The sequence below is a fragment of the Richelia intracellularis HH01 genome, assembly GCF_000350105.1.
GTDB lineage: Bacteria > Cyanobacteriota > Cyanobacteriia > Cyanobacteriales > Nostocaceae > Richelia > Richelia intracellularis.
The window spans coordinates 14,881-41,102 of the sequence record NZ_CAIY01000087.1; the positions used below are offsets into that span (position 1 = coordinate 14,881).

15 protein-coding genes and 1 pseudogene are annotated in these 26,222 nt (G+C 31.7%); 8 read left to right on the plus strand and 8 right to left on the minus strand.

Going from position 1 to position 26,222, the window contains the following annotated elements:
• Positions 1-145: 145 nt before the first annotated feature.
• Positions 146-853, plus strand: a complete 708-nt coding sequence (locus tag RINTHH_RS09630; RefSeq protein ID WP_044305002.1) for a rhomboid family intramembrane serine protease — start codon at positions 146-148, stop codon at positions 851-853.
• Between the two features lie 1,741 nt (positions 854-2,594).
• Here the strand turns inward: RINTHH_RS09630 and RINTHH_RS09635 are convergent.
• Positions 2,595-3,458: an alpha/beta hydrolase gene (locus RINTHH_RS09635; RefSeq protein ID WP_008235909.1), complete on the minus strand. Its 864-nt coding sequence runs from the start codon at positions 3,456-3,458 to the stop codon at positions 2,595-2,597.
• Between the two features lie 291 nt (positions 3,459-3,749).
• Between RINTHH_RS09635 and RINTHH_RS10245 the strand changes: the two genes are divergently transcribed.
• Together RINTHH_RS10245 and RINTHH_RS10250 are read left to right on the plus strand one after the other, a co-directional pair.
• Positions 3,750-4,058 (plus strand): helix-turn-helix domain-containing protein, encoded by a 309-nt coding sequence (locus RINTHH_RS10245; protein ID WP_008235911.1) that lies wholly within the window; start codon positions 3,750-3,752, stop codon positions 4,056-4,058.
• A gap of 32 nt (positions 4,059-4,090) precedes the next feature.
• A complete protein-coding gene (locus RINTHH_RS10250) occupies positions 4,091-4,531 on the plus strand; it encodes a DUF4115 domain-containing protein (RefSeq protein WP_052312045.1) in 441 nt (146 codons plus the stop codon).
• 1,946 nt (positions 4,532-6,477) lie between these two features.
• Here the strand turns inward: RINTHH_RS10250 and RINTHH_RS09645 are convergent.
• Both RINTHH_RS09645 and RINTHH_RS09650 read right to left on the minus strand, forming a co-directional pair.
• Complete coding sequence (locus RINTHH_RS09645; RefSeq protein ID WP_008235914.1) at positions 6,478-7,740, minus strand: dihydroorotase; 1,263 nt, start codon at positions 7,738-7,740, stop codon at positions 6,478-6,480.
• A 93-nt stretch (positions 7,741-7,833) separates the two neighbouring features.
• The gene (locus tag RINTHH_RS09650) at positions 7,834-9,189 is read right to left on the minus strand and encodes a histidine phosphatase family protein (RefSeq protein ID WP_008235915.1); all 1,356 of its coding nucleotides are present in this window, start codon (positions 9,187-9,189) and stop codon (positions 7,834-7,836) included.
• A gap of 266 nt (positions 9,190-9,455) precedes the next feature.
• On the opposite strand from RINTHH_RS09650, the gene RINTHH_RS11405 reads away from it, so the two are divergent.
• Together RINTHH_RS11405 and RINTHH_RS09655 are read left to right on the plus strand one after the other, a co-directional pair.
• A complete protein-coding gene (locus RINTHH_RS11405) occupies positions 9,456-9,590 on the plus strand; it encodes a hypothetical protein (RefSeq protein WP_008235916.1) in 135 nt (44 codons plus the stop codon).
• A 173-nt stretch (positions 9,591-9,763) separates the two neighbouring features.
• The gene (locus RINTHH_RS09655; RefSeq protein WP_008235917.1) at positions 9,764-10,219 is read left to right on the plus strand and encodes a DUF2141 domain-containing protein; all 456 of its coding nucleotides are present in this window, start codon (positions 9,764-9,766) and stop codon (positions 10,217-10,219) included.
• A 153-nt stretch (positions 10,220-10,372) separates the two neighbouring features.
• On the opposite strand, the gene RINTHH_RS09660 is transcribed toward RINTHH_RS09655, so the two are convergent.
• The gene (locus tag RINTHH_RS09660) at positions 10,373-11,449 is read right to left on the minus strand and encodes a PIN/TRAM domain-containing protein (RefSeq protein ID WP_008235919.1); all 1,077 of its coding nucleotides are present in this window, start codon (positions 11,447-11,449) and stop codon (positions 10,373-10,375) included.
• A 184-nt stretch (positions 11,450-11,633) separates the two neighbouring features.
• Between RINTHH_RS09660 and hemW the strand changes: the two are divergent.
• Both hemW and RINTHH_RS09670 read left to right on the plus strand, forming a co-directional pair.
• Positions 11,634-12,790, plus strand: a pseudogene (gene hemW / locus RINTHH_RS09665) (radical SAM family heme chaperone HemW).
• Positions 12,791-13,091: 301 nt separating this feature from the next.
• Positions 13,092-13,475 (plus strand): DUF4346 domain-containing protein, encoded by a 384-nt coding sequence (locus RINTHH_RS09670; RefSeq protein ID WP_008235932.1) that lies wholly within the window; start codon positions 13,092-13,094, stop codon positions 13,473-13,475.
• Between the two features lie 189 nt (positions 13,476-13,664).
• Here the strand turns inward: RINTHH_RS09670 and psb32 are convergent, their stop codons facing one another.
• The 3 genes from psb32 to RINTHH_RS09685 all read right to left on the minus strand — a co-directional run bounded on the left by psb32 (position 13,665) and on the right by RINTHH_RS09685 (position 22,290).
• Entirely contained in the window at positions 13,665-14,417 is a 753-nt protein-coding gene (gene psb32, locus RINTHH_RS09675) for a photosystem II repair protein Psb32 (protein ID WP_044305003.1), read from the minus strand.
• A gap of 2,241 nt (positions 14,418-16,658) precedes the next feature.
• Positions 16,659-18,263 (minus strand): B12-binding domain-containing radical SAM protein, encoded by a 1,605-nt coding sequence (locus tag RINTHH_RS09680; protein WP_044305004.1) that lies wholly within the window; start codon positions 18,261-18,263, stop codon positions 16,659-16,661.
• Between the two features lie 2,101 nt (positions 18,264-20,364).
• Complete coding sequence (locus tag RINTHH_RS09685) at positions 20,365-22,290, minus strand: serine/threonine protein kinase (RefSeq protein WP_008235935.1); 1,926 nt, start codon at positions 22,288-22,290, stop codon at positions 20,365-20,367.
• A gap of 1,686 nt (positions 22,291-23,976) precedes the next feature.
• Here RINTHH_RS09685 and RINTHH_RS09690 point away from each other — a divergent pair.
• Complete coding sequence (locus RINTHH_RS09690) at positions 23,977-24,702, plus strand: ABC transporter ATP-binding protein (RefSeq protein ID WP_044305005.1); 726 nt, start codon at positions 23,977-23,979, stop codon at positions 24,700-24,702.
• Positions 24,703-25,802: 1,100 nt separating this feature from the next.
• On the opposite strand, the gene grxC is transcribed toward RINTHH_RS09690, so the two are convergent.
• The gene (grxC, locus tag RINTHH_RS09695; protein WP_008235938.1) at positions 25,803-26,075 is read right to left on the minus strand and encodes a glutaredoxin 3; all 273 of its coding nucleotides are present in this window, start codon (positions 26,073-26,075) and stop codon (positions 25,803-25,805) included.
• Between the last annotated feature and the right edge of the window lie 147 nt (positions 26,076-26,222).

The following is a 26,222-nucleotide window of genomic DNA, read 5'->3' on the forward strand; positions in this document are numbered from 1 at the left end:
TGAACTAATTGGAAAAATTGCGCTAAATAATTATAGTCCAAATGATAATTATCCTAACCTAAAAATTGAGCTTATTATATGCCTTCCATAATTTTGCTTATTCAAGCTATATTGCAGATAAAGTAGATTATTAGGAATAAAATCTGTGTTTCCCCTTTATGACGAAAATCCAACAAAGACTACACCATATTTTACCTATGGGTTAATAGGTATCAATATTATTGTTTTTCTTCATGAAATTAGTCTATCTAACGTAGAGTTAGAAAAATTTTTTCGGTTGTATGCAGTAATTCCCCAGGAGCTAAGTAATAGCTTTCAGGGTATAGTCTTAACTAGTCAAGAATTTCCAGAATTAGCAACTTTAATTACATCACAATTCTTACATGGTGGCTGGTGGCATTTGATCTCTAATATGTCATTTCTTTGGGTATTTGGTAATAATATTGAGGATAGATTAGGTCATATTAAGTATTTAATTTTTTATTTAGCTTGTGGAGGATTTGCAGGTTTATGTCAGTGGTTTATTAGTATGAATTCTGCTATTCCTTCCTTAGGTGCAAGTGGAGCAATCTCAGGTATTTTGAGTGCTTATGTCATAAGTTCTCCACAAGCAAAGGTTTTAACACTAGCTATTTTAGGCTTTTTTGTAACTACTATTAGAATTCCCGCCCTTGTTCTTATTGGATTTTTCTTTATTCAAAATGTTATCGCTGGGATAGCAAGTCTACAAGCAGCAGCTAATATGAGTGTGGAAACAGGAGGAGTGGCTTACTGGGCACATATTGGTGGTTTTATTGCAGGACTTATTCTTGCTCCAGTTTTAGGCATATTTCATAGCGATAATTGGAATTAGGGAACTCCAGAAAATAAAAAATATCCCCTATAATCTCAAATGGGATATTTTTACTTATTATAGATATCCTAATTTTACTAACTCAATTATCCAAGTAAATAAACTCCTTAACTAGGAATCTATTTGTATTCGACTAAGATTATCAAAATAATTTGAGTGGTCAGCTATTTTAAACATTTTCATACTCTGGTTAGTATTAGAGTATGTACAAAATGAATATCTAATTCTATAAGCATGTATCAAAATATTGAAACAGCTGGTTAAATAACTCAGACATGTTACTAAGCTCAATACCCATGGTACTCTAAGCAATTTAGAATCTAAATAATACTTAAATACAATAACAGTTAATAAGAGGATATGTCATTGCTATTCAAAGTAAGTTAAGAACTTTATATTACTTCAGGAGTTATATTTAGTCTATGATATATTTTTCACTAGTATAATGTTATGAGTTGTTGCCTAAGAATAAGATACTATTTGTATTTTGACTATGCTATATATCCAAGTGGACTTGAACAAGTATCTTTTGATTTCTGGCATTTTTTCAAATACCCTGTTAACTGCTAGGAAGTATTACTGACATAAGGAATTGAAGCTTCAACGTCAGCAGCTTTACTCTTAAAAGGAGGCTAATATTTGTCAGGATTACTGTACTGTTCCTAAGTTACATTAAATAGACTTTTATTAAAACTTAAACTCTGTTATTAGAGTTAATAATAGGAATCTAGGTAAATTCGGATAGGATGATATTATCATCATTCTTGCTTGACTTTATATTTTTATCATGAAAAACTTTCTTATGATTTGAATAAAAATACTATTTACTAGAAAGATTATCCGAGTGGTCTTATCTTAAACTGGTTATTAATTACCTTTAAAAGATGTGTGCAAAATAAAGATAGGGATGATATATTATAGTCCCTAACATACTCTTGGTAAGATAATTTCAATATAACATCTAATGAATACCACTATTTTCTAACTTGATTAATATTTTTGTATTTGTATACTAGCACTTAGAGTCATCTACAACTAATTAGATAGAGTGAATAATGCAATCACTAAATATACTAGAGCATTGCACCTGGACGTCAATGATAAACTTCTCATCATCTTTCCAGCTAATACTGTATAGTTTATGTATGGAGCTACTTGATGCAGTTCATATTTAAATCCCTACCTTGCTAATATATATTTTGTGGAGGTTATAATTGTATTATAAAGAGAATGAGACTTTTCCTAATTAGTGGGAATATAGCTTTCTCAGGGTTTTCTAAATTTAGGGGCTTCTAAATTTTCGGCATTTATATTTAATTTGTAGCATTTATATTTGATAGTGTATCAATATGTTTAGTAATAGTTAGTACCCTTAATATGGTAGACACATCGCTGGTCATTTTTGCCATTTAAACATGATTATTACAAAATTTCCATATGTCAAAATAAAGCCAGACCAGATAATTAGTGAATAATAGAAGCTGTCAGTGTTAGATTTTTAAATTTTAACTATTTCTAGAGTTGTGATATCCACCATATATGCAAACACTATCCAACCTCGTCCAATTAAATATCAAACAATAACTTTCAACTCAGCAAAGACTTATTTACAAATCATAATTGAATTGGCAAAAAACCAGTATTGAATAAATTATACCTCTGTTTCTATTGAGGGTTATCTATAAATAGCTTCTATTCTTCCCTATTAACTTTATATTTTCCTGGGTCAGAGAGAAAAATTCTATTTGAATACTTTTGCTGAAAATGAGTTTACTGCTTTTGTGTATTGGAAGGGTGCAACATCAGCAACATCATTATGCCCAGCCCCAGAAATAAGAAGTAGTTCCTTGGGTTTGGTAACAGCATTATATAACTTTTGACTCATGAAATAAGGGATGGTTACATCTGCGGTACCATGAATGAATAAAGTCGGCATTTGCAACCTGGATATTTTGGTAATTGATGCAAATCTTTGTGTCAAAATCAAATTGATAGGAAACATGCTGAAGTCACTCCTATAGGTTATGACGTCTCTAATGGAAGTGAAAGAAGACTCCACAATTAACCCAGCAGCATTATGGTGTTTGCTGGCTAAATCAATTGCTACTCCTCCCCCTAAGGAATGACCATAAATTACTATTTGGTTGGGTGGAATACTTTTTTGCTGTACCAGATAGTTCCAAGCAGCAGCAGCGTCTTCATAAATTTTTGTTTCATTAGGAAAAGAACCCTGGCTTTGACCATACCCCCTATAATCTATGAGCAATACTGAAAAACCCAACTGATGAAAACGGGTAGCACGGTTTATACTTGCACCCATATTTAGTGCATTACCATGCAGGTATAACAGGACCTTTGATTTAGGTCGTCTGGTAGGTATCCACCACCCATGTACATATTCAAATTTACTCTTACCCACTTTAATAGGTAGCCAAACCTCTTCATAATTGATGTAAAAAGAGTTAGGGGTAGTTTCAATATGGGGAGATGGGAAAAAAAGAAACCTGGTTTGATAAAAAAAGAGAAATATACACATAGAAATATAAATAATTGCTGTGACTAAACTTAGTTCAATCAATATATTAAAGGGGTTTTGTATTGGCAATTCCAGTGTCCTTTCCTCCTTAGTTGTATATTAATGTCATATAGTAATTGCGTATTCAATGTTTGTAATAAAACACCATGTACTAACAAGTATAGATATACTTAGGGATACTCTTGTAAATTGATGGGTTGTTTACAATTAGACTCAAGAAAATTAAATACTACTAGTATGTTCTTTTAGTTGTTAATACAACACGTCTTAAATAAGACATATATATTAATATAGTGTTTCAGTCAATCCAAGAAACTAATTTTATCTATACTGAACATTATTTATTTGCAGGAGTGAATCATGAAATTATTGAGTGATGTTAAGAAAGAGCAGTTGAAGGAAATAGTAAATAGTTTAGTAAAAACCAGACAGGAAAAATCTTTAACCATAGAAGAAATAGCTATGAAAACTCTTATTAGGCCGGCTTTGTTGCAGGCTCTGGAAGAGGGAAGATTTGAGGAATTACCAGAACTGATTTTTGTCCGGGGATTTATTATTCGTTATGGAGATACTTTAGGACTAAATGGTAATTCCTTAGCAGAACAATTTATTAAGATTTCTGAACCATCAAAACTAAAACAGGAAAGTCCACATGTGAAAAAAAAATAGACATATACATACCTATTTTTTTACCATATGTTGTGTTAGTTTCTTTTGCAAGTCTAGTATTATTTTATATACTTGATTTAAGTAAAAAGACTGCAAAAATTAGCTATACTAATTATAGTAATCATCAAGTAAATCATAATACACATAACCTAAATAAAAATATCTTAGAAAATAATGTTCCTATACCCATATATAAAACCGTGGTTATTTTAAAGCCATTATTTAATCCTAATCAATTACAAATAACTATAAAACTTCAAGGAAAATCATGGTTAAGAGTAATAGTCGATAATAAAAAAGTTTTTGAGGGGATTATTGATAGAGGTGCTCAAAAGATATGGAAAGCAGAAAAACGTATATTTGTACGCTCAGGAAATGCGGGTGCAATTTTGCTTTCTATTAATGGGGAAAAAGAAAAAATTCTTGGTAAACAAGGAGAAATACGAGAGTTTATTTTAACTAATAAGGATTAACCATTTCATAAAAGCCTATATGGTTAATAACCTCTTACAAACTATAGTTATAATTACAGGATAATCAAAATATACTCACTATATTTTATCTCTATATTTTTCTGCTAACTTTTTAATTATGAAACGTTTTTTCCATATTCAATAGCTCTAGTATTTCCTGATAGTTATATTTTTTAATTAGAATTTATACTGTTCTTAGATATGCTCATATTGTAATAAATATAAGCTTTGATATCAGTGGTAACTTTTATTTTTTTGTATAATCGGTTGATTATTTTTCCTTACTGGCTATAAATAATTTAACAATTATCCTAATCTGAATAATTTATAGAAAATATCGGTAGTCTTTTAATAATAATTAGAGGCTATTTATGATTAACTATACATAAGCGTGAATATATAAGTATCTAGTTTTAACTAGGGCATAGTTAAAGACTACTATTCTTGATAGCTTTATTTTTGGTTTTTGCTTCTGACTCATACACAACACTATAATTATCCAAGCGTTATGAAATTAAAGTTCATTTGTGTATTTTGTAGTTCTTTTGATTATAGTAGTTAAAGATTTTAAAGTTACTTTCAATTCTTCTAAGAAGTCTTCCATCTGTTAATATAAGTTATTGTATATTTTAGTTATATCTATTATCTGCAGAAATTTCTTAAGATATACTAATCTAAAAAAGTCTTTAAACCAATCACAGAAAATAATAGCACCCTGAGAATTTTTCTCTTAATGATTAATTTAACTCTGCATTAGAATATTTACATGTGCTAAGTTTAAGGTACATGTTCTAACAAGAACAACATTTTTTTTAATTTTTAAGTCTTAAGTTTTGAATAATTACTATAATTCCTTCCCAATTCATTTGGGAGATATTAATTTGAGTTTGTCCAATAATCGATTAAATTAATAGTTTAATAAAATATAAATAATTTCAGAAAATTATTAATTAATTACTCCTGTAGCATAAATTTGCTTAACTGTTTTTTTTAACATACACCACTCTAATATATATTGAGACTTAAAACCTGGTTAAATACTTCAATAGCTTTTACAACGTCATTTTTTTCTATTTTCGTAATTTTATATATAAATATTTATATATAAAATTCTCTTGAGTATACCTGTTTCTAAATACAAATAAATTATTAATCAGTGATACTTAGACTAAAAGAAAAATTTGCGCTTATAACTAAACTCTAAGATAAATACCAAGTAAATTGTAATGACATGGTTGAAAAATATATAGGGTAAAATTATTCATTAGATTAATATAATGCTCATAACAGAGCATCGCTGTTTAATCTAGATTAACAATAAATTTATTGTATATTTTTTTATAAAAAAATATACAACCAGAACTTGCATAGTATTGAACATAATCCCTCAAAATTTGGCAAGAGCAATAATCTATATTTTCTCAATAGAAATAAAAGCATATTACAAGTAAATGCTAGTATTAGCATACAATAAAAGGGGGTATCATTTTTAAGTATAGTAACCTTAGAAAGGGTTATAAAATTCAAGTTATATGAGTAGTAATTACATTTAAAAAAACTTAAAAAATCTGATTCAGATGCTTATACATGTAATTAAGGTCAAAAAAGCTAGCACATTTATATAAAAATATAATAATTAAAACTATCGAATGAGCAACCTAAGTGCAAATAGCATGATGTTTTTACTAGACTAAAATTTGACTATCATATTTTCAAAACCTGCCATAATATAATATGTAGTTTTTAATAATTCTCAATACCTACTGAATAACTGAATAGCAGACTATAGAACGTTGATTTGATTAAGAGATATAATAAAGTGTATTCTATAAAATCTTAACTATAATTCTAATTAACTGACTAAATACTGATAGTATTAGGTACGTTTAAACATTAGATAACAAGACTAGTAATTCAAGCTAGTTTGAAATCCAAAGTTCTTGGTATTAACACCAAGTTCGCAAAACTTTACCAGTTATCTCCTGATTCCACCATGGTGTATTGCATGAAAGTGTATGCAAGTTTCCAGCTTCAACCTTCCAAGTACTTTGGGGATCAAATAAAACCATCTCTGCTTTTTTCTGTGGAGCGATAACACTGGGGTTTTGTTGTAAACAATATGCTGGATTGCTACTTAAAGCCTGCCATAACTCTAGTGCTGTAAATTCCCCTGTTGCGACCAAATTTTCCCATAGTAGGGGTAAAGCTAACTCTAAACCAATTGCTCCTGGGGGTGCTTCCGCGAATGGTAATGCCTTTTCTTCATATGTATAGGGGGTATGATTGACTGCTATCGCGTCAATAATACCTGTTCTTACACCTTTCCTTAATGCCATCATATCTCTAGAACTACCTAAAGGTGGCCCTAAATTCAAACTGGGATTATAACTCTCCAATGTTGTTGTATCTAGTAATAAGTGCATCCATGTAGTACTAGCAGTAATAGGTAAACCATGCTCTTTAGCACTAGATATTATCTGTACACTACGTTCAGTAGAAACATACATAATATGCACAGGAGTTTTGATAGCTGCAACTAACTCGATCAGACTGGTTATTGCTACAGTCTCTGAATAGGGGGGGCTACCTGGTATACCAAGACGAATGGCATCATAACCGTCACGTATGACCCCATCACCTGCAAGTTGGCGATCACAGCACCAAAAAGCTACAGGCTTGTTAAAGGGATGTAGATATTCCAATAAACGCCTAACCATAGTTAAATTTTTCCATGGCTGATTATCTGTAAAACCAACAACTCCTGCATTTAATAAATCAAATAATTCTGTCATTTCTTCACCCCCAATTCCCCGAGAAATTGCACCCCAGATATGAAGTTGGGGAGAGCAGACACCTATCTTTTCCCAGATTCTTTTTAATTGTACGACTATACCCGGATTGTCTACTACCGGAGAAGTATCAGGAAGAACAGCCACTCTGGTAAAACCCCCAGCAATTGCAGCATCATGGAGAGATAATAGAGTTTCCCTATTTTCAAATCCTGGCTCTCCAGAATGGCTACATAAATCAATTAACCCCGTACCCAAAATTAATCCCCGAGCATTACAAATCTTAATACCATTAGGTATAGGATTAATATTATGAGTAACTGATTGAATATAATTGTCATAAATTAAAACATCTGCAAAGTAATCAGTGGCAGATATCGGGTCGATTACCCTTACTTGTTGTAGTAGTTCACCAGTCATTCAATTTTGAATTTTAGATTTTGTATTTTGATGTCAGATAGAAGATCGAATATCCCTTTTTTTTGAGCTAATTAACCTCTAATTTCCTTTTCTTTACATGGCCCCAGGTACTGTTTTATCATCCACAGCACTATCATGCAGATGAGAGGTGATATTTATAGTCTGTAAAACTGGCATGCTATCCTCAGTAACGGGAAAATCAATCACACTTAGAGAACCATTACTTTGACGGAAATTCCAGAGTTCCCCTGGTGTCAAGCCCAGTATATGGCAAAATAATACCTGATTGATAACACCATGGGCAACAACTAGAATAGTTTGCAAATGTTTATTTAAGGATTCTTCAATAATTGCATTAAAAATTATTATGGTGCGTTTCCATAATGTTTGTAGCGTTTCCCCTGAAGGTATTTGTAATTGACTTGGATGAGTATGCAAATGTTGTAAATACTTCGGGAATTCCTGGGCAATTTCTCTTTCTAATTTACCATCCCAAAATCCATGGGTGATTTCCCTCAAACCATTATTCATATGTAAATTAATATGGGGATGATACTGTGAGATGATATTTGCGGTTTCCTTTGCACGGGACATAGAACTACTAATAATTAGATCCAACTTCACATCTTGAATTAATTGAGCTAATTTTTGCGACTGCTGTTTTCCAGTTTTATTCAAAGTTACATCGATATGCCCTTGATACCTTCTTTGAAGATTCCAATCAGTTTCCCCATGACGCACTAATAATAATCTTAAACCTTTATAGTATGCTCTGGGAGAAGGCAAATTAACCCCCATATGCTGGGTTTGATTCAGAGATTCTAACTGCACTGGTTCGCCCCAGCCACCAACAAAATTTAACACGCTGATACCACAGTTAGACTGTTGAATGGAATGATAAAGACTAGGAGAAAGATTTAACGCTGTGCTAACAAGGGATCGATTAATACCATTATGCCCAATAATTAAAATAGTTTGCCCTCCGTAACGAGGTAAAATCTCTTGCCAAAACTCCCTGGCCTGCCTATATAAGGATAAAACTGGGAAATGTTCTTTGAAACCCTTGCTCTGGGGAATAAGCATCCTGAATTTGTGGGGTTCTTCCTTCCAGGTGCGATAATCATCTGGGAATAAATTCTTGACGTCGATTGATAGCATTCTTTCCCACAGGGGTAAATCTATTTCTAACAATTTATTATTTGATTGGGGAGTTGCAGATTGTCCTGGATTGAGCAATAACTGCTGGTGTATTATTTCAGCTGTTTGCCTTGCACGATTAAGTGGACTACAATAGATTGAATCAAACACAATTTGGCAAAGAAACTTGCCCACATGACTTGCATCATTGCGACCCTTATAAGTCAATCGAGAAAAATCTGTACGCCCTTGAATGCGTTTTTCCACATTATAATTACTTTGACCATGGCGTACTATGATTGCACGAGTCACTGTATTTTATCCTTGAATTTAGCTAGGGTTAATATTTTCATTCAAATTGTTGGAATGTTAGGGGTATTTTAGGTTAAGAATATAAAAGGTTAAAAGTCCTAATTTTATAGCTATGTATAAGTAAAAGATAAAAATTCAAGAAGGAAAAGGACTATTAATAGTAAATCTAAGCTTATGATTACATCATGTCACAATTAGATGATAATCTCCAATATGGAAGACATAATTAATTAGTTAGACTAACAGCGTTGGAGAAGAAAAAGCTTTTGTTCCGATTATTTTTAGGAGGTTTAGTAGCCAGATTTGAAGTTTGGTTAGAATATAGCCCAGGAAGACATTCGCAGTTAGGAGATGTTATTGTGATTGTCAGTGTAACCTCTTACATTTCCAGGTTAGCATGATAATGCTTGATAGTCCCCAATGCTTTTATTAGGGGTTAAATTGATACCTTTCAATGAAGATAAGCACTTTAACTAATGTACATCTAAAATAAATAGATGAGAAAATCTCATCTTTGAAAATAGTCTTTTCAGCTTTTCTATTCTATTTATACTCTATATTGGAGAAGTCAATCATGCAAAGACTTCAAGTTGCTATTCTAGCGATTACTGCTTTGGGGAATTTGGCATTTTCATCTGGTACACAAGCTTACAATAATAGTAATCTCAGTATTAACATTAATGGTATCAAGAATCTTAGAGGACAGGTCTGTTTTAGTATTTTTTCCAGTAGCAAGGGATTTCCAACTGACAAGAGAAATGCAACTAAATCAGGGTGTGTCAAAGCTGTAAATAAAACTGTTAAAGCTAAATTTGATCAATTGAAGCCGGGTAGCTATGCTGTTGCTGTCATTCATGATACTAATGGAGATGGCACTCTTAATAGTAATATCCTTGGCATCCCCAAAGAAGGCATTGGATTCTCACGTAATCCTAGAATCATCACAGGCCCGCCCAAGTTTGGGGACTCTGCAATTATTGTTGTTGGTCCCAACACTGATATTTATATTCAATTACAGTACTTTCTGTAATTGAATACCTGAACTTCTAATTTAGTCATCTTTCCACTTACATATTGCAATGTTAATGATTGCCAGCGATAGACACAGATAAACCAAGCCAACTTGTTCTATAGCATTCTATTGGCCAGTTGCTAACTGGCAATTGCCAGTCATTACCCTTAACTATGCCCATGCAGAAGCCTGAGGCTTGGCAAATATCATTCTGCCAGCAGAAGTTTGCAAAGCACTAGTAACTACCACACGTAGTTCGCCACCCACATAATTACTACCCTCTTCTACTACTACCATTGTTCCATCATTTAAATAACCTATACCTTGACTTGGTTCTTTCCCTTCCTTAAGAATTTTCAAGTCAATGTTGTCTCCTGGCAAATAGTTAGGACGAACAGCATTTACTAAATCATTAATATTTAAGACAGGAACTTTTTGTACTCCTGCCACCTGGGATAGATTATAATCATTGGTAAGTATTATTCCGCTGATTTCTTGGGCAAATTTTACCAACTTGGCATCTACTTTTAGTATGTCTTCATAGTCAATAGAGTTTATTAAAATGCGATCAGGGTAGTCTTGTTGAATATGTTTGAGGATTTCCAGTCCTCGTCTACCCCGAACTCTTTTTTGGTCTTTGCTTGCATCTGCAACCTGTTGTAGCTCTTGTAGAATAAATTGCGGTAAAATAATTTGCCCCTCTAGAAAACCAGTATCTAACAAAGCCTTAATGCGACCATCGATTATGCAACTTGTATCTAGAACCTTGGTATTAGCAGGTTTTAGAGTTCCTTCTACAACCATAGTCTCCATAGTATTAGGGTTAATTAGTCGCAGTAATAGCCGGCCGTGAGTGTCTGCCAAGTTCATACCCGTATATGCAAGTACAATACTTCCTACAACAGCTACAAGTGGCTTTATAAAGCTGAAATCAGGGGGAATTGGCAGTAAAAATATTGGAGCCAACATCAAGTTGGCAATTAGTAAACCCAAAACTAAACCAATAGCGCGAGTGAAAATAGCTTCTGGAGGCATTTCCCGAACCTGAGTTTCCAAACGGCGATAACCTGTTTGAAATCTTAGTCCCACTGCACCCCCAATAATAGCAGCAAAAGCTGCGAACACTAGGCGCAATGCTTCTAAATTTGTTACTCCATCTAAACTCCCATTTGGAAGTAGATCTGTAATGTAGAAACCTGCTAAAGCAACTGCTAGGATGAATGAAAAAACTATAATGGCATCAAGCATGATATTGTTGTGTTCCTACAACCGTGTTTTTGTGTCTAGTTCCATAATTTTTATTTAAAAGTCAATATAATCAATAAAACTTATGTTCATAAGGCAAGTTAGGCTTGATAAAATCTGCAATTATTATAACTAAATAGCAATATAACGTTTATAACAAGATTGAATAAGATTGAGTAATTTAAATATGGTAAGTGCTGCTTATATACATATTCCATTTTGTCGCAGACGTTGTTACTATTGTGATTTTCCCATATTTGTAATTGGTGACCGCTTGCGGGGTGAAATATCAACGGGAATACAAAAATATATAGCAAATTTAGCTGAAGAAATTAAAAATACAAACATTTATGGTAGTGGTTTGAGAACTGTTTTTTTGGTGGTGGTACTCCCTCTTTATTATCTGTAGATCAAATACATCAAGTGTTGGCAGTTTTAGATCAACAATTCGGTATTTGTAAAGACGCTGAAATTTCTATGGAAATAGATCCAGGAACTTTTAACTTTATAGATATCTCAGGTTTTTGCCATGCAGGTATTAATCGGATTAGTTTGGGAGTGCAAGCATTTCAAGAAGAATTACTGCAATTTTGTGGGCGTTCGCACACCCTAGAAGACATTTTCATGGCAATTAAAATGATTCGTCAAGTAAAAGTTCCTGAATTCAGCATGGATTTAATTTCTGGTTTACCCCATCAAACCTTAGCAATATGGCAAAATTCTTTAGAACATGCTGTAGAAATTTCACCAACCCATATATCTATATATGATTTGACTATAGAATCTGGAACTGCGTTTGATCATTATTTTCAATCGGGCAAACAACCTTTACCTGAAGATGGAACTACAGTGAAAATGTATTGTCTAGCACGGCAAATTTTGACTGATGCAGGTTATGAACACTATGAGATTTCTAATTACTCCCAACCAGGACACCAATGTCGACATAATAGAGTTTACTGGGAAAACCTTCCTTACTATGGTTTTGGTATGGGTGCAGCCAGTTTTTTAGAAGGTAAACGATTTACCCGCCCACGCAAGACCCAGCAGTACTATCAGTGGGTAAAAGATGGATGCATAATGAACTGTGATGTAACATCATCAGGTGAGATGTTACTAGATACTTTAATGTTGGGTTTACGATTAGCAGATGGTGTAGGTATAGAAATGCTAGCAGAAAAATTTGGGGGAGAAAATACGGAGAAAATACAAAAGACTTTGAACCCTTTCATTGAAAAAGGATGGGTGTATATAGTTGAGGGAAGGATAAAATTAAGTGATCCTGAAGGTTTCTTATTTTCCAATGTGGTGTTATCAGTCTTATTCAAGGAATTTGGTTTGTAAAAGTATTTTGTATTTAAAACCTAAAATAAATACACCACAACTAAGTTTGTCATGAATTTTATGATGGCTTACTCGAAGACTGCCCGAGCTTGATAGTGATCCAGTTTTTGATTTTACCATTATACAGGTCTATTATTAGACATACTGGTCTACTATTAAAATATACTCAAGTACCAAACATGATACACACAATCCCTAACTATTATATGATATCTCTTATATAAACATAAATATAACTAACAACCTTATAATTGTATGGTTTTTTCAAGCAATGGTTCGCATAATATTTTCATCATAAATTATGGACTTAACAATTGAAAATTTAGTAAAGATAGATAATAGCTTATCTCAGCGTCACATTGACCTTGATCCAGCTGGCTATTTTATTATTTATCTTGATCGTGCTGCCAATCTGATTTGTGCTAAGCATTTTACTAACATTATTAATGAAAGTGGTTTAGCTGTTGATCCAGAAACCGGAAGAGTAATTCCTGCTCGTGGAAAACTGAATAGAACCCATACAAATTTTTTCAGCGGTAGAACAGCTAAAGAGATTTGTGTAGAATTATTCGAGAAAGCATATCCTCAGCCTTTAACAATGTTAAGTCATGCTGCTTATTTAGGTCGTGAATTTACAAGAGCAGAAGCAGCTTTAGTTGCAGGTAGAGAATATGTGCAAGATTAAAAATAAGAGTGATGATTTTCCATTCATCACTCCCTAACAGGTGATTTACATGTTTGAAGTTGTTGGTAAAAGGTGATAAGGTTTGATAAATGAAGTCACCAGTTTCTTAGCAAATAATAAATAACTTTTGAATAATTGCATTACAATCACTGTTTACACAGTTTAGTTTGCTTTATTAGAATTCCTTGTCTATGACAAATTGTCCTGCCCGTCAGAAGATGTCTGATTTATTTGGTAGATATAATAAGTTGCCATGGGGATGATAGTAGCAGCTATTAGCAAACCTACAACCCAGGCAATTGCATTGCCCTGATCAATATCCTCAGCTTTGGGAAAATTAGGCTCCAGTTGTCTATTATCAACTATTGCTGGAGGGCCAGGATCTGGCTGTCCTGATAACACTGCAAACATGCGGTTACTTGTATTAAGTAGAGACTGATTATATTTATTACCGTTCCTTAAAGGGAGCATTAATGTTTCTGATACTATGCTATTAGCAATATCATCCGATATTAAAGGTTTAATTTTATCACCAGTGATAATTGCAGCATCATTCGTTAGCGTATCTAACACCAGTAAGACTTTATTTACTTGTTCTTGTGGTATGGGAAACCACTTTTTGAACAGGGCTATGGCAAAACTACTAGATGTTTCACCATAGTCCAAGCGGCGAATGATGACGATCCTTACCTGATTATCAGTTTGATCTGTCAATTCTTCTAAGGTCCTATTAATAGTATTTTCAGTAGCACGGCTAATTACTTCAGCTTCATCAATAATCCAATTATGATTAATTGTTTGCAGACTTGGCATTTCATATAATCCGGTTGCTACGGCTGGAATTGTAAATAAAATACCGGATATGATTATTGTTAGTAATATTGTTAGCCTTTGGAAAACATTTTTTTGCCAGTCAAGTAGATAATTTACAAATTGTTTCATAAGTAAATCCCTAGGGTAAACTTTCACCAAGTATACCTAAAACTAGCACCGTTGTATGGGTGTAAAAAGTAGGAAATGCTGATATCTCTAAGTTAGAGATATCAGCATTTCCTACTTTAGAATAGAATAATTCTGATTACATTTAGTGCCATATTACTGAGAAAAATACAATCATTTAGATTTTTACCTACTTTGTGTGCTCATTCAAAGTGTTTTGCTTACTTGCAATTTTCTTTTGGACACTTCAAAGTTCTTTCTATACTGGTTACTGGACTATGCAATCTCATAATAATATCCTGGTGAGTATGATTCAAATTATCTATTAAAAATAATTGGCTAAATTAGCCTAGAATAAAATTGTTTATACATCCTAACAACAGAAGAAATATATATGAAGGTAAATTAGTACCCAAGAAATAATTACTGAGAAGACATATAAGTCTATAATTTTAACCGGGTGTAAATTACAAGTAAATTATAGGATAATTACTTTGCTGATAGATTTATACATTTTAATCTATCTTTAATATAAAAAATATGCTTTTTGACAGAGTATTTTTTTAATACTTATTTTAAGTGGATATAAATCTTTCTAAAGATAATGGTAATTATTAGTAAATACCAAGAAATATTTGATAATTGAAAAATTCCTAAAATTAAGATTAAAGTTATGAAAGTTATTATTATGGAAATATAAATTAAGATACATCTACAGGGTGCTATTCGCTATTTTAGCATAATACTTTTAACTCTATTTAGGAAAATAAAAGTATTTGATTTACGGGGCAATAGTTGATAGCTATAGACTAATTGATAGAAAGGGTTTTATTAGCAAAATAAAACTATTAGCCTCTCAGAGCTCCAGAATGACTTTAATAATTAATCTAAAGATGAAATCTTTATTGTATCAAAGTTTCTCAGCTAGAAATATTAGCTGCCAATAAACTGAAGTGGCAGCTAATATTTCTAGTACTTCTAAACTTCATTGATAAGTTAGTCTATTTACTTTCATGACTAACTTCCAGACTATCTATATATAACTAGGACTTACAGCACTAATTCTAAAATTCCAACAATGATAAGTCGTTTTTGCCACTGATTTAATATTCCTATTATAATTAACACCTAAATTTTGATTCAGTACTACTCTATTCTTAAAACTTTAGCTGTTGGATAATATCGTAAATATATAGATTCTATAAACTTTATACCAATAATAACTATTTAATTATACTTTGATCGTACAAATATAATCATATTATTTGCCATATATATACTATTTATAATCTGAGACTTTAATAGTAATTTAAACAAAAAAATACACATAATTGCGAGAGTAATTCGGAATCTTAACTGGAAAGCTTTAAAGCTTATAAATAATCAACTCTAAATAAATTCAATATTCATTGAAATCTTAATTAGCATAAATTATCATATTGACTAAATTAGTTTAAACTAACTTTGTTTGGAGGCCATTTTAGATAGGTATAAAAATATATACAATCATCGTCTTAGGATATTAATAGAAGTTGATTATACATTGACTCTTTTGAAGAGCTTGGTTTAGTATTGAGTTAATATGAATCAAAAAAATATAAACCTTATAGAACACTCCGTCTTGATAATGACATAGCAGGTGACAGACACCCAAGCTATTCATTAAACGGGATTAATATTTAGCAGATACAATTTTGTTTCCTATTTCTCTATATCTGCAGGAAATCTTAGGTGGAATTTAAAGGGTAAAATCTTGTACTTTTCTTTTGTGACTTCATGGAAAATAAGGAAACATAGTTTCTACCTATGTTTGGATTAATTAGTCTCTAAACTAAGTACAGAAAACTAATTGTTGTCTATTAATAAAATTTTGTCATTTTCACAAATAAATTAAATTTACTATATTTAGTCAGCCAGGTTAGTAAGTAAGTACTATAGTTGATATACTTTAAATATAGTTATTGATTCCGCATTTAATATTTTTTTCATAGCAACCCAATGTTGCTATTTGCAAAGGGTGGTTGCAAGTCATAAAATAACTGGATTTTTAAAAAAGCTCTACACAAACACTAATAGTTCATTTAAAACTGGAGAATAATAAAATGATGGAGCTATTATGTTGTGTTATTCCATTACAGCTAAGTAACACTTACGCTTTATCAATAATAGGCTTAGAATATAAAAACAAGCCTTCATATCTTTTAAGTTATCCTCGCTTTTGATTTATAAAATTAACTTTTTTATTCAGAGTTTAGAATTTGCTAAATGCTTTAGTAGTGTAGATTTAGTAAGGGGTCCTTTCAAATGATTCCATGGTAAAATCATATCTGTTTTCCAGTCCTGGTGAACATAAAAATCTAAAGTTGGAATTTGTCCTTTTAACTCTTTGAAAGCACGTTTGTAACTACCCAGAGAATTTCCAAAATCACGAGTTAGCTCCAATAGTTTTAATAATCTGCGATCACCCCTTGATAATAAAGTTTGAATAACAGACCAATTGTAACTTTCTGGGTTGAAATCTATACCTTGAGTCCTGAGCTTATTACGCAAATATTGTAGTTTCTTTTCAGCTTTTTTGTTTAACCCAAACCACTGAAATGGTGTATGAGACTTAGGAACAAAAGTACTGCAACCCAGAGTTAAACGCAATCCAGGAGCAGCATTTCTAATCTCTTTAATCATAGCTACCATAGCATCTAAATCTTCTGATTCTTCCCCTGGTATTCCTACCATACCATAGAGTTTTAAAGCTAATAAACCCCCTTGCTTAGCATTGACCGCAGCTTGAATTATCTCCTCATTATTTAGCTTTTTATTGATAATTTGCCGTACTCTTTCAGAAGCGCTCTCTATAGCAATGGTAAGTGATTGTGTGCCTCTTTGAGCTAAAGTATAAGCTAATTTATGGGTAACAGTATTCGTTCTTACGGAAGCAATACTTAAACGCACATGATCATACTGAGGATGGTTGATATAATTTAGTAATTCCCCAAATTCTGGATGTTGAGTCACCGAAGCACCTAATAATCCCAGGCGGTTGGTAACTTTTAAACCCTTTTCAATGGATGGAATCAGAGAATCATCTAAACTTGCTGTTCTAAATGGTAGAGTAAGGTAGCTTGCTAAGCAAAAACGGCACATTTCTGGACAACTTCTTACCATCTCTACCATATAAATATTATCCCAAATGGCTCTTCGAGTAACTACAGTAGAGGCTGAAAGGATATTACCCTGATATGTCTGTTTTTGGACTACTGATGGTATGCCTGGAGATATAGGCTTAATAGAGGCGATCATGCCATCTAATTTATGGTATTCCACATGGTATAAACTGGGGATATAAACACCTGGAACTTGAGCTAATGTAGTGAGCTTAATGTTACGATTACTATTTCTTACTTCCTTATAAGCATCAATAAAGTTGTTTAATAAGTGCTCCCCATCACCTAATAAAATAACATCAAAGAAATCAGCGAAAGGTTCAGGGTTAGCAGTTAAAACAGGTCCACCACCAAAAATAAGGGGGTGTTCATTATTACGTATATTTGATCGAATGGGAATATTTAAGGATTCAAGTAAGTTTAAAATATTTATATAATCAAGTTCCCAAGAAAGAGATAAACCAATCAACTCTGGTTCTCTGGGCAGGGGCTCTCTAATATCAGTAAATAAGCGACTGACTTGTACATCAGTACGTGTTGCTAAACTAGCCCATATGACTTGATAACCCAGGCTTGTTATGCCCACAGTATATTTATTGGGAAAAGCAAAAATTGTAGGAATAGCATCATTTTTGGGAATTGCAGGGGCAAACAGTAATTTTTCGTCGGCAAATACAGAAGACATCATACGATTTTCTAACTTTATGGTTTTTGATTCCTCCGAGTTTAATTTAGCACTTATAGATATTAACCCACATGTATAAATGAAATTACCGCATACTCAAGCTTACATATACTAGTTAACATATAATTTTTGTTGTCTAAACCTTCATAACGAGCCTTTCTCAAAAGTACTAAGTATATAAAAAATAAGTAGTAGAGTTATAAAATTTACAAATTACCATGTATTTTACCGTATTAATACTAAATTTTCTTATACAAATATTCTGTTTACTAGCAATATATAAACTATTGATCCTGAAGCTACAGTTAATTAAATATGCTATGTTTCGTGGGTTATTACAGATATATAAAAATTTTACCTGAATGATTTAGATATTAAAAATAGTAAAATAGTTGACTATCTTGAAAATAAAGTTAAAAGTATTATCAATAATTAGATATTAATACTTATTAATCGGCAATAAAATATTAATTAGAAGATGCAAGTGAATAGATGATTTTCAAGATCAAATAGATTTGATTAGAAATACACCATTAGCAAATATAATATGAATTAATAAGAGCAATAAATAAGAAGAAAGATCATATGGAAAGATATCAAAATGGAGATTAAGAGTAAGAAAATAAAATCATATAACAACTAATATTAAGTTTAAACAAATAAATTGTATGTATCAAGATTATATAATCCAGTTCCTATAGAATGGGGAAATTGCATAGTCAACTAGTCTAAGCCACAATATAAAAGTAAACAGCATAGATAAAAACCTTAATTAAAATTAGTGGAATATAAAAAGTATATTTATATTCACTTCATATCTCCTGTAGGCTTATTAAAAGAGAAATAATATTAAAATGAATAGAAATATAAAAAATAATAAATTGTTGGCCAGGTTAACATAAAAAAACATTATAGCTAGTTGCATTTTTGAAGCATAGTTATAAATTTTTGACTGATTTTACATAATTAATAAGGAGCGTTAGTACTTGTGAAGCCTAATGCATATTTAAAGCTACAAAGGCTAATTTCATCATTAAACTTCACATCATAAATCAACAAGAGATTAGGTAACAATTTATCAGCTTGACAAATAAAATTTTGAACTACACTTTTTTCTAAAAATCTTAAAATATTTATCAGCCTTATGGATGAGTATTTAAGTTTCAGGTGAACGTTTAATTTTCTACATTGAAGTAGTAAAAACGGATGTAGATAATCATTAAATTTCAAAGTAAAAACTTTGAAAAAAATACTTGATAGTTCTTAGAAGCAAGAAATCAAAGTAGCAAGTTAATACTTTTAAAAATTAAAGAAATAGGAAAAATTAATTACAAAATACACAAAATTCTGAAGACATATCAAAAAATATATCTCATTATGTTTAGCTTGAATTAGATTAGATATTTACTATTGTCAAAAAAGATTATCAGAACATAATTAATGTATAATAATACTACTTAATTAAAGACTAAAAGTGTGTAGTCTTACTAGTAAGAAAGTAGTAAAAATTTAAATTTGAGTTAATATAAAATGTTAATAATTCCACTAAATAAATATTAAGTTTAGTCAGAAGTAAAAAAATACTAGCAGTTATTGCTTATTAGAGGAATTATAAATATTTCTCTGGTTTTCTTCCGACTACTAAAGACTCATTCTTATCAAGAATCTTATGTAATTTTATTTTTACACCAAGCTATTATGGTGATGGTTAACTATAATGTGCATAATCCTCCTTATGACTCTTCCAATTTTAGAATTAAATTCCTACAGTCATACTTTGAAGAATCTAAGATTTAGGTTATGACTTTTACATTTTTTATGATTTCAAAGTCAATGATTTTTTTAATCCTTAGTACTAATAGCTTTAGTTTAGGTTGGTAAATGCAACTATCAGGTATTTAAGCTGAGTGGAAGGGTCTTGAAAAATACAAATGATTATAGATGAGAGCAGGTTTAGTTTTATAATCTATGTAATTAATTTTATAATAGATGTTTAATAAATAGCTATAGACTTATTTTCGCCTTGGATTTAGTTAATTTTAACTCTCATAAGAATCTCCACTTTGAGTGTTTTTGATATACTGTATTTTATAAAAAAAACAATCTATTTAACTGTATTCCCACCTATTGAGTCTTTTTTGTTATCTTGAGTAGTTTTGGATTTTGGTAAGGGAATTTCAAAAAGCTTATTGATTGAATTTTGTTTTTTGCCGAGTTTGCTTGGAGTTGGGTTTTCTTCTCTTGCCATCTTGTCAGCAGCCTTTTTTAATAAGGGCTTTATTTTATTTCGCCAATATTTTATATCAGGTAATTTCTCCAAATTTCTCTGATAATCCCCAAGTATTTCCCATTGTCTATTGTCTAATGCCTTATTAATATCATTGAATAGGGATTCAGCTTTTTGCCAATTTTGTTGCCATTCAAGTATAATTTCTGCTGCTTCCTGGAACTCAGAAGCATTATTAGAAATTGATTTTAATAGGGCAATAGCTCCCACAAAATCTCCTGATTTATATTGTTTTTTGGCTCTCTCTAAAATCTTGTTTGCTTTTTCACCAGTGGGAGATAAAATTGAAATAGAGGATGATCTAGTTGAAGTCTTATTTTTTCCAAATTGTGCATGATCAATTGTCTTTCCAGGGACATGATTAATTACAGTATTATCGTCTATAATTTTAATCTCAATTCCTTTCTTCTGTAGGCAATAAACCCAATTTTTCCGGTTTTTAATCGTACCTAAATTTACCCAACCTAATTTACCAGAGTTTAGTTTGACTTGCACCCATCTACTTTTGGTATATTTGCCAGTAAGCTCTAAATTAGTATCATCTGTAACAGTCCTTATTATATTGCTAGAGTTGATAGTGTTTGGTTCAGAACGAATATTAGAATTACCTATAATCTTGGCAAAACAAGTTTTGTCTATCTGTTCTCCGCGTATGAAATTTGCTGTCACATCCTGAACATTATGCATTACCGTAGGAGCCATAACTGCTGAAGTACAAGTTAAAACAATCAAAATCGAGGATTGCAACAAATCAAAGTTATAAAAAACATGAGTCGTTGTAGGGGTAACCCCTGTAAGAGCTTTTTCACCCTGTCGGGAATTTGCTGGTGCTAAGGCTATGGTTTTTTGTTGAGAATCAAGCGGGCGCGTTACAACTACCGGAAATTTAGACAAATCTGGAGGTTTCACTGAGCCTGAAAATGTACATAAGGGCTTTAATCCTTCTAAGGCTTCGCTAGCACTTTGATATCGATTTTTGAAATGGTAGTATACCATTTTTGTTAGAAATTTTGAAAACTCCATATTTATTGATACCAAATGCTGCCAAACTATTTCCCCTGTATTGGGATCTTCTTGTAAATTAATAGGGGAAATACCTGTGAGGGCTTGAATTGCAATAATTCCCAAAGCATAAAGATCACTATTGGGGCGGGGTTTACCCTGTCCCTGTTCTGTTGGCATGTAACCAAGTGTGCCGATTGCCACTGTTCCTGTGGGATTGGCTCTAGAAGACAGATGAGAATTGTGCAGCTGTTTTACAGCCCCAAAATCTACTAAAACTAATTTACCATCACTATCCTGGCGAATTATATTATCTGGTTTTATATCCCGGTGAATTACATCATGATTATGGACAACTTCAAGAATTACTAATATTTCGTGCAATAGGTAAATGACTTGAGTTTCACTCCAACAATTTCCTGGAATTAATTCTTCAGAAAGGGAATGTCCTTCAATAAATTCCTGTACTAAGTAAAATTCTTGATTTTCAACAAAATAAGCTAATAGTCTAGGCACTTGATCGTAATTACCCAATTTCTCAAGGGTTTCTGCCTCAATATTAAAAAGCCGTTTGGCTGTAGTAAACATTTTTGTATTGGATTGAGAAGGTTTGAGATGTTTAACTACACAGATAGGATTTCCCGGACGCTTGGTATCTTGTGCAATATAGGTTTCGCCAAATCCTCCAGTCCCTAAGACTTTAATTAACTTGTAGCGATAATCTAGTAACCTACCTATCATGAACCCCCCCCAGTGTTAACATCCAGAAAAACAAATGGTAATAATTTAAGTATCCTCATATTCGTCACGATAAAATATGCTAATTTGAGAGAATAATTCCATAGATCATAGTGGCTTTAAAATCATGATCTAATGTTAATTTCTGCCTAGATATGTTTGATTCACCATTGAGTGCTACCTAGAATTACTAAATGAATTACATAGTAATAACGTAGAAATGCTAATGCAGCCTTTATTTATTGGGGTGTGTTAGATGATACTCGAAAGTAGACACATTAATCAGGACAGGGATACACTAAAAATCCGCTGATTTCAGACTAAGGTGTAGAGACTGAGCCTTAAGCCCTAGTGACTAGGTTAATATCAAATTTTAGACAATGCCTCCCCGAAAGAATTAAAGCAAATAAAAAATTACCCTGCCACTTTACCTCTGTCCCGTACAGGATATCATCTATATTTGCAACGTCAAGATCAATAATTAATCTTAGTATATCTGGCATTTATGTTATTAGATATGTTTTAATTATGACTATCTAGGGAGTTATAAAGTTTACATTGATGTGAATTTGATTAGTAGGGATAGTACAGTAAAATATTCATATTTGGATTTAAAAATAAAATATCTAATTAAAAAGATATTCACTGACCTGCTAGAAGATTACTATCTGAAAGTATTATTTAAGTTTATACTCTCAACTGAAAATAGTTATTACTAGCAAGTTATACAAGTATTTTTACTAACTGCTTCCTCACAAGGTGGTGAGGGTAAAAATAGAACACAGTCCCTGGTACCTTGGGAAATCAGTTATCAATTCCTAAGTAACTACTGGTCTGAAGATATCACTCAATAAGCTAACTACAAATTATGCGATAACAAAAATATTTTTTGAGTAGTGCAAAACCACTAATTTATTGCAGACCCAAAACTATTTAGATAATGCAAAGACAAAAACTGATCATTACAATATTATAAAATTTTCTTTACTAAGACTATCATTCACATAGATAATTGTTAGGGCATGTTATTGAAATTTCTTGAGTATTTTGAGAAGTTGTTTACTCCCAAAACTCTCTCCTAATTTTCGCATTATAGCTAAGATTCAATATTATTTCTCAAAGCTGGTTGAAATATTTATGAATCATAAGCGTAATCTTTGAGATTTATGTTAGGAAGAGTAAAGTCATAAGTCTGGTTTGAAGGTTTTTTCATAGCAGACAGCACGTAGATAATTGTTGTAAGGATATTTTAGTTTGAAATATGCCATACTCTTAGGGATTAAAAACAGATATAAAGTATCTAAGACAATCGTCAATGGTAAAAATCTTCACATTAAAGTCATAAGGGTTCAAGACATATTTTCTAATAATCGTCTTCATGAGAAACTTTTTATCCAATAATGTAGTTAATTTTTCGTTATTGGACTTTTATTTAATTAGTCTTGAACTTTTAATAGGCTAAAGACTTTGTAATTCTTAAAGAAACCTGGTAATGTAGCATAATTTTGGACAACTTAAAAATGCTAGCAATCAGCTCAGAACTATTAATTTATTGTCCAAAACATCATAGGATTTTTGTATCTTGCTATAATCCCTATAATAGCAAACTAATGAATCTGCCTTCTTGCCTTTAATACCCCTTAAAGTGTACCTTCATATTTCAACATAAGATCTAAAATACAAAATTATATGGCTACTGAATATTTATTAGAAGTTAAAAATGTCAAAGCTGGATACATGAAAGATGTGGATATTCTCCGGGGAATCAATTTCTACATTGAACCGGGAAAAATAGTTTCAGTAATTGGTCCTAATGGTGCAGGAAAATCGACTTTGGCAAAGACCATTTTTGGTTTGCTTATGCCACACACAGGCAACATATTCTTTCAAGGCGAAGATATAACCAAACTTAAGTCTAATCAAATTGTGAAGAAGGGAATGTCTTATGTACCTCAAATGTCCAACGTTTTTCCTTCTTTAAGTGTTGAAGAAAATTTAGAAATGGGAGCTTTTACTCATAAAACATCTATAGTTTTCCTAAAACGGCGTGTATTCGGTATGTTTCCCAAATTAAGTGACCGCCGTGATCAGCGTGCAGGAACTCTATCCGGTGGGGAGAGACAAATGTTAGCAATGGGTAGGGCCTTAATGTTAGAACCTACCCTACTAATTCTAGATGAGCCATCAGCAGCATTATCTCCAATTCTTGTAACTCAGGTGTTTGAACAAATCAAACACATTAATCAAAATGGTACAGCTATTATTTTAGTGGAGCAAAATGCCCATAAAGCATTAGAAATGTCTCACCAGGCTTATCTCTTGATATCAGGTAGAGATGCAATTTCCGGGTCTGGAATCGATTTGTTAAATAATCCCCAAGTAAGAGAATTCTACCTTGGCAAAAGTAGACATTAATGCAAATTTTCTGTTTCAGCCTTACTGTAGGGTTATAGTAATTATACTTAAGGTATTCGCAATAAATACTTGGAAAATAACACAACATACAACCAACTCGAAAATATACTTTTCTAAATCCAAGGAATTCGATTGGTTGTGATAATCTCCTTATTTTTTAATATAAATTAATTCCAACTAGGGGTTGTTGAAATAACTAAAATAGTTATTGAGGAATAAGAGAATAGTAATTCGGATAGACAAAATACCACCTGCAAATTAGTTAAATATTTGATAAAAATTAACTAGAATAATGATATAAGAATAATCAAATCAAGTAGAGGAATCTCTGATGCTTTATCAGAAATTATCTACGTTTATTGTAAATAATACTTGTACGATATTACAGCCATTCTACTTTTGGTAGAATACTTAAAGCCTAATTATATTATCTACCAGATAAGTATTTTGATATTCCGTTCCATATTAAATAATTGCCTCATATTTTACATATTAATAATTTCTATTGAATATTAGTTATGCTTAAAAGGCTGAAATAATATGCGCAATTGATTATAATAAATTCTAGAATATGTTTTTAATAAGTAAATAGTACTTTTAGATTATCAACTATGTGGTATATGGCACAAAAATAGATTTATAATTTCTAGTTGGACTTAGGAAAGTTATTACTCATGAGATGTATCCTCCCATTGATATAGAAAGCTAAAACATAAATAGGTTAGGTGCTGTAATTAATGGTACATATCGCATTTTAGATGTATTTAGCCACTATTGGAGTCTAAAAATAGGAAAGTAATATTCTCATTTATCATCAAGAGCCTGAATATATTGGATTGAAACAATATGAAAATAATAAACACAAGTATTTGATTAAATATAGGTTAGTTTTTGACAATATCTTCAGCTGAAGCTAAACTCCATGATTCTCTTAAGTCAATCTATCTTAATCAAATATTTGATGTTTATATTCACTTAGATAATTAAATGTTTTATGACAACCCAAAATGGGCTTTGCAAAAGAAAGAGGTTCAATAATAAAAATTTAAGCACCTAGTTATTTATAAATACCTTTGAACTTTTCACAAAAAAGCTTAAAGTTAGACACCACTATGAGCAAATAATAACTTATCTAGTTGTCCTTGATCTTCTAGGTTATGAATATCATCACAACCACCAATATGAACATCATTGATAAAAATTTGTGGTACGGAACGTCTGCCATTAGCTCTTTCTGCCATTATTGCCCTTACCATTTCATCTCCATCAATCCCATACTCAGTAAATTTAACTTTCTTTTTCCGTAGCAATTGCTTGGCACGAATACAGAATGGGCAATTACTCCAAGTATATATTTCAATTTTTGCAGTCATTATATTTCCAATTTGCTCAACTTAAAATAAGTATTACTAATTGTACATTGTTTGTAAATATCTTGTCTGTAGTATTCAAACTATCTTAAAGTTTAGATAATTCAGAAATAAGCTTTATCAAAATTACTGAATTAGATAGTATATGTT

Excerpts from the sequence above, each read along its gene's own strand:
- grxC (WP_008235938.1), bottom strand. The coding sequence starts at position 26,075 with ATGACTGCAAAAATTGAAATATATACTTGGAGTAATTGCCCATTCTGT.
- RINTHH_RS09660 (WP_008235919.1), bottom strand. The coding sequence starts at position 11,449 with ATGCTTGATGCCATTATAGTTTTTTCATTCATCCTAGCAGTTGCTTTA.
- psb32 (WP_044305003.1), bottom strand. The coding sequence starts at position 14,417 with ATGAAACAATTTGTAAATTATCTACTTGACTGGCAAAAAAATGTTTTC.
- RINTHH_RS09685 (WP_008235935.1), bottom strand. The coding sequence starts at position 22,290 with ATGATAGGTAGGTTACTAGATTATCGCTACAAGTTAATTAAAGTCTTA.
- RINTHH_RS09645 (WP_008235914.1), bottom strand. The coding sequence starts at position 7,740 with ATGACTGGTGAACTACTACAACAAGTAAGGGTAATCGACCCGATATCT.
- RINTHH_RS10245 (WP_008235911.1), top strand. The coding sequence starts at position 3,750 with ATGAAATTATTGAGTGATGTTAAGAAAGAGCAGTTGAAGGAAATAGTA.
- RINTHH_RS09655 (WP_008235917.1), top strand. The coding sequence starts at position 9,764 with ATGCAAAGACTTCAAGTTGCTATTCTAGCGATTACTGCTTTGGGGAAT.
- RINTHH_RS09670 (WP_008235932.1), top strand. The coding sequence starts at position 13,092 with ATGGACTTAACAATTGAAAATTTAGTAAAGATAGATAATAGCTTATCT.
- RINTHH_RS09680 (WP_044305004.1), bottom strand. The coding sequence starts at position 18,263 with ATGATGTCTTCTGTATTTGCCGACGAAAAATTACTGTTTGCCCCTGCA.
- RINTHH_RS09690 (WP_044305005.1), top strand. The coding sequence starts at position 23,977 with ATGGCTACTGAATATTTATTAGAAGTTAAAAATGTCAAAGCTGGATAC.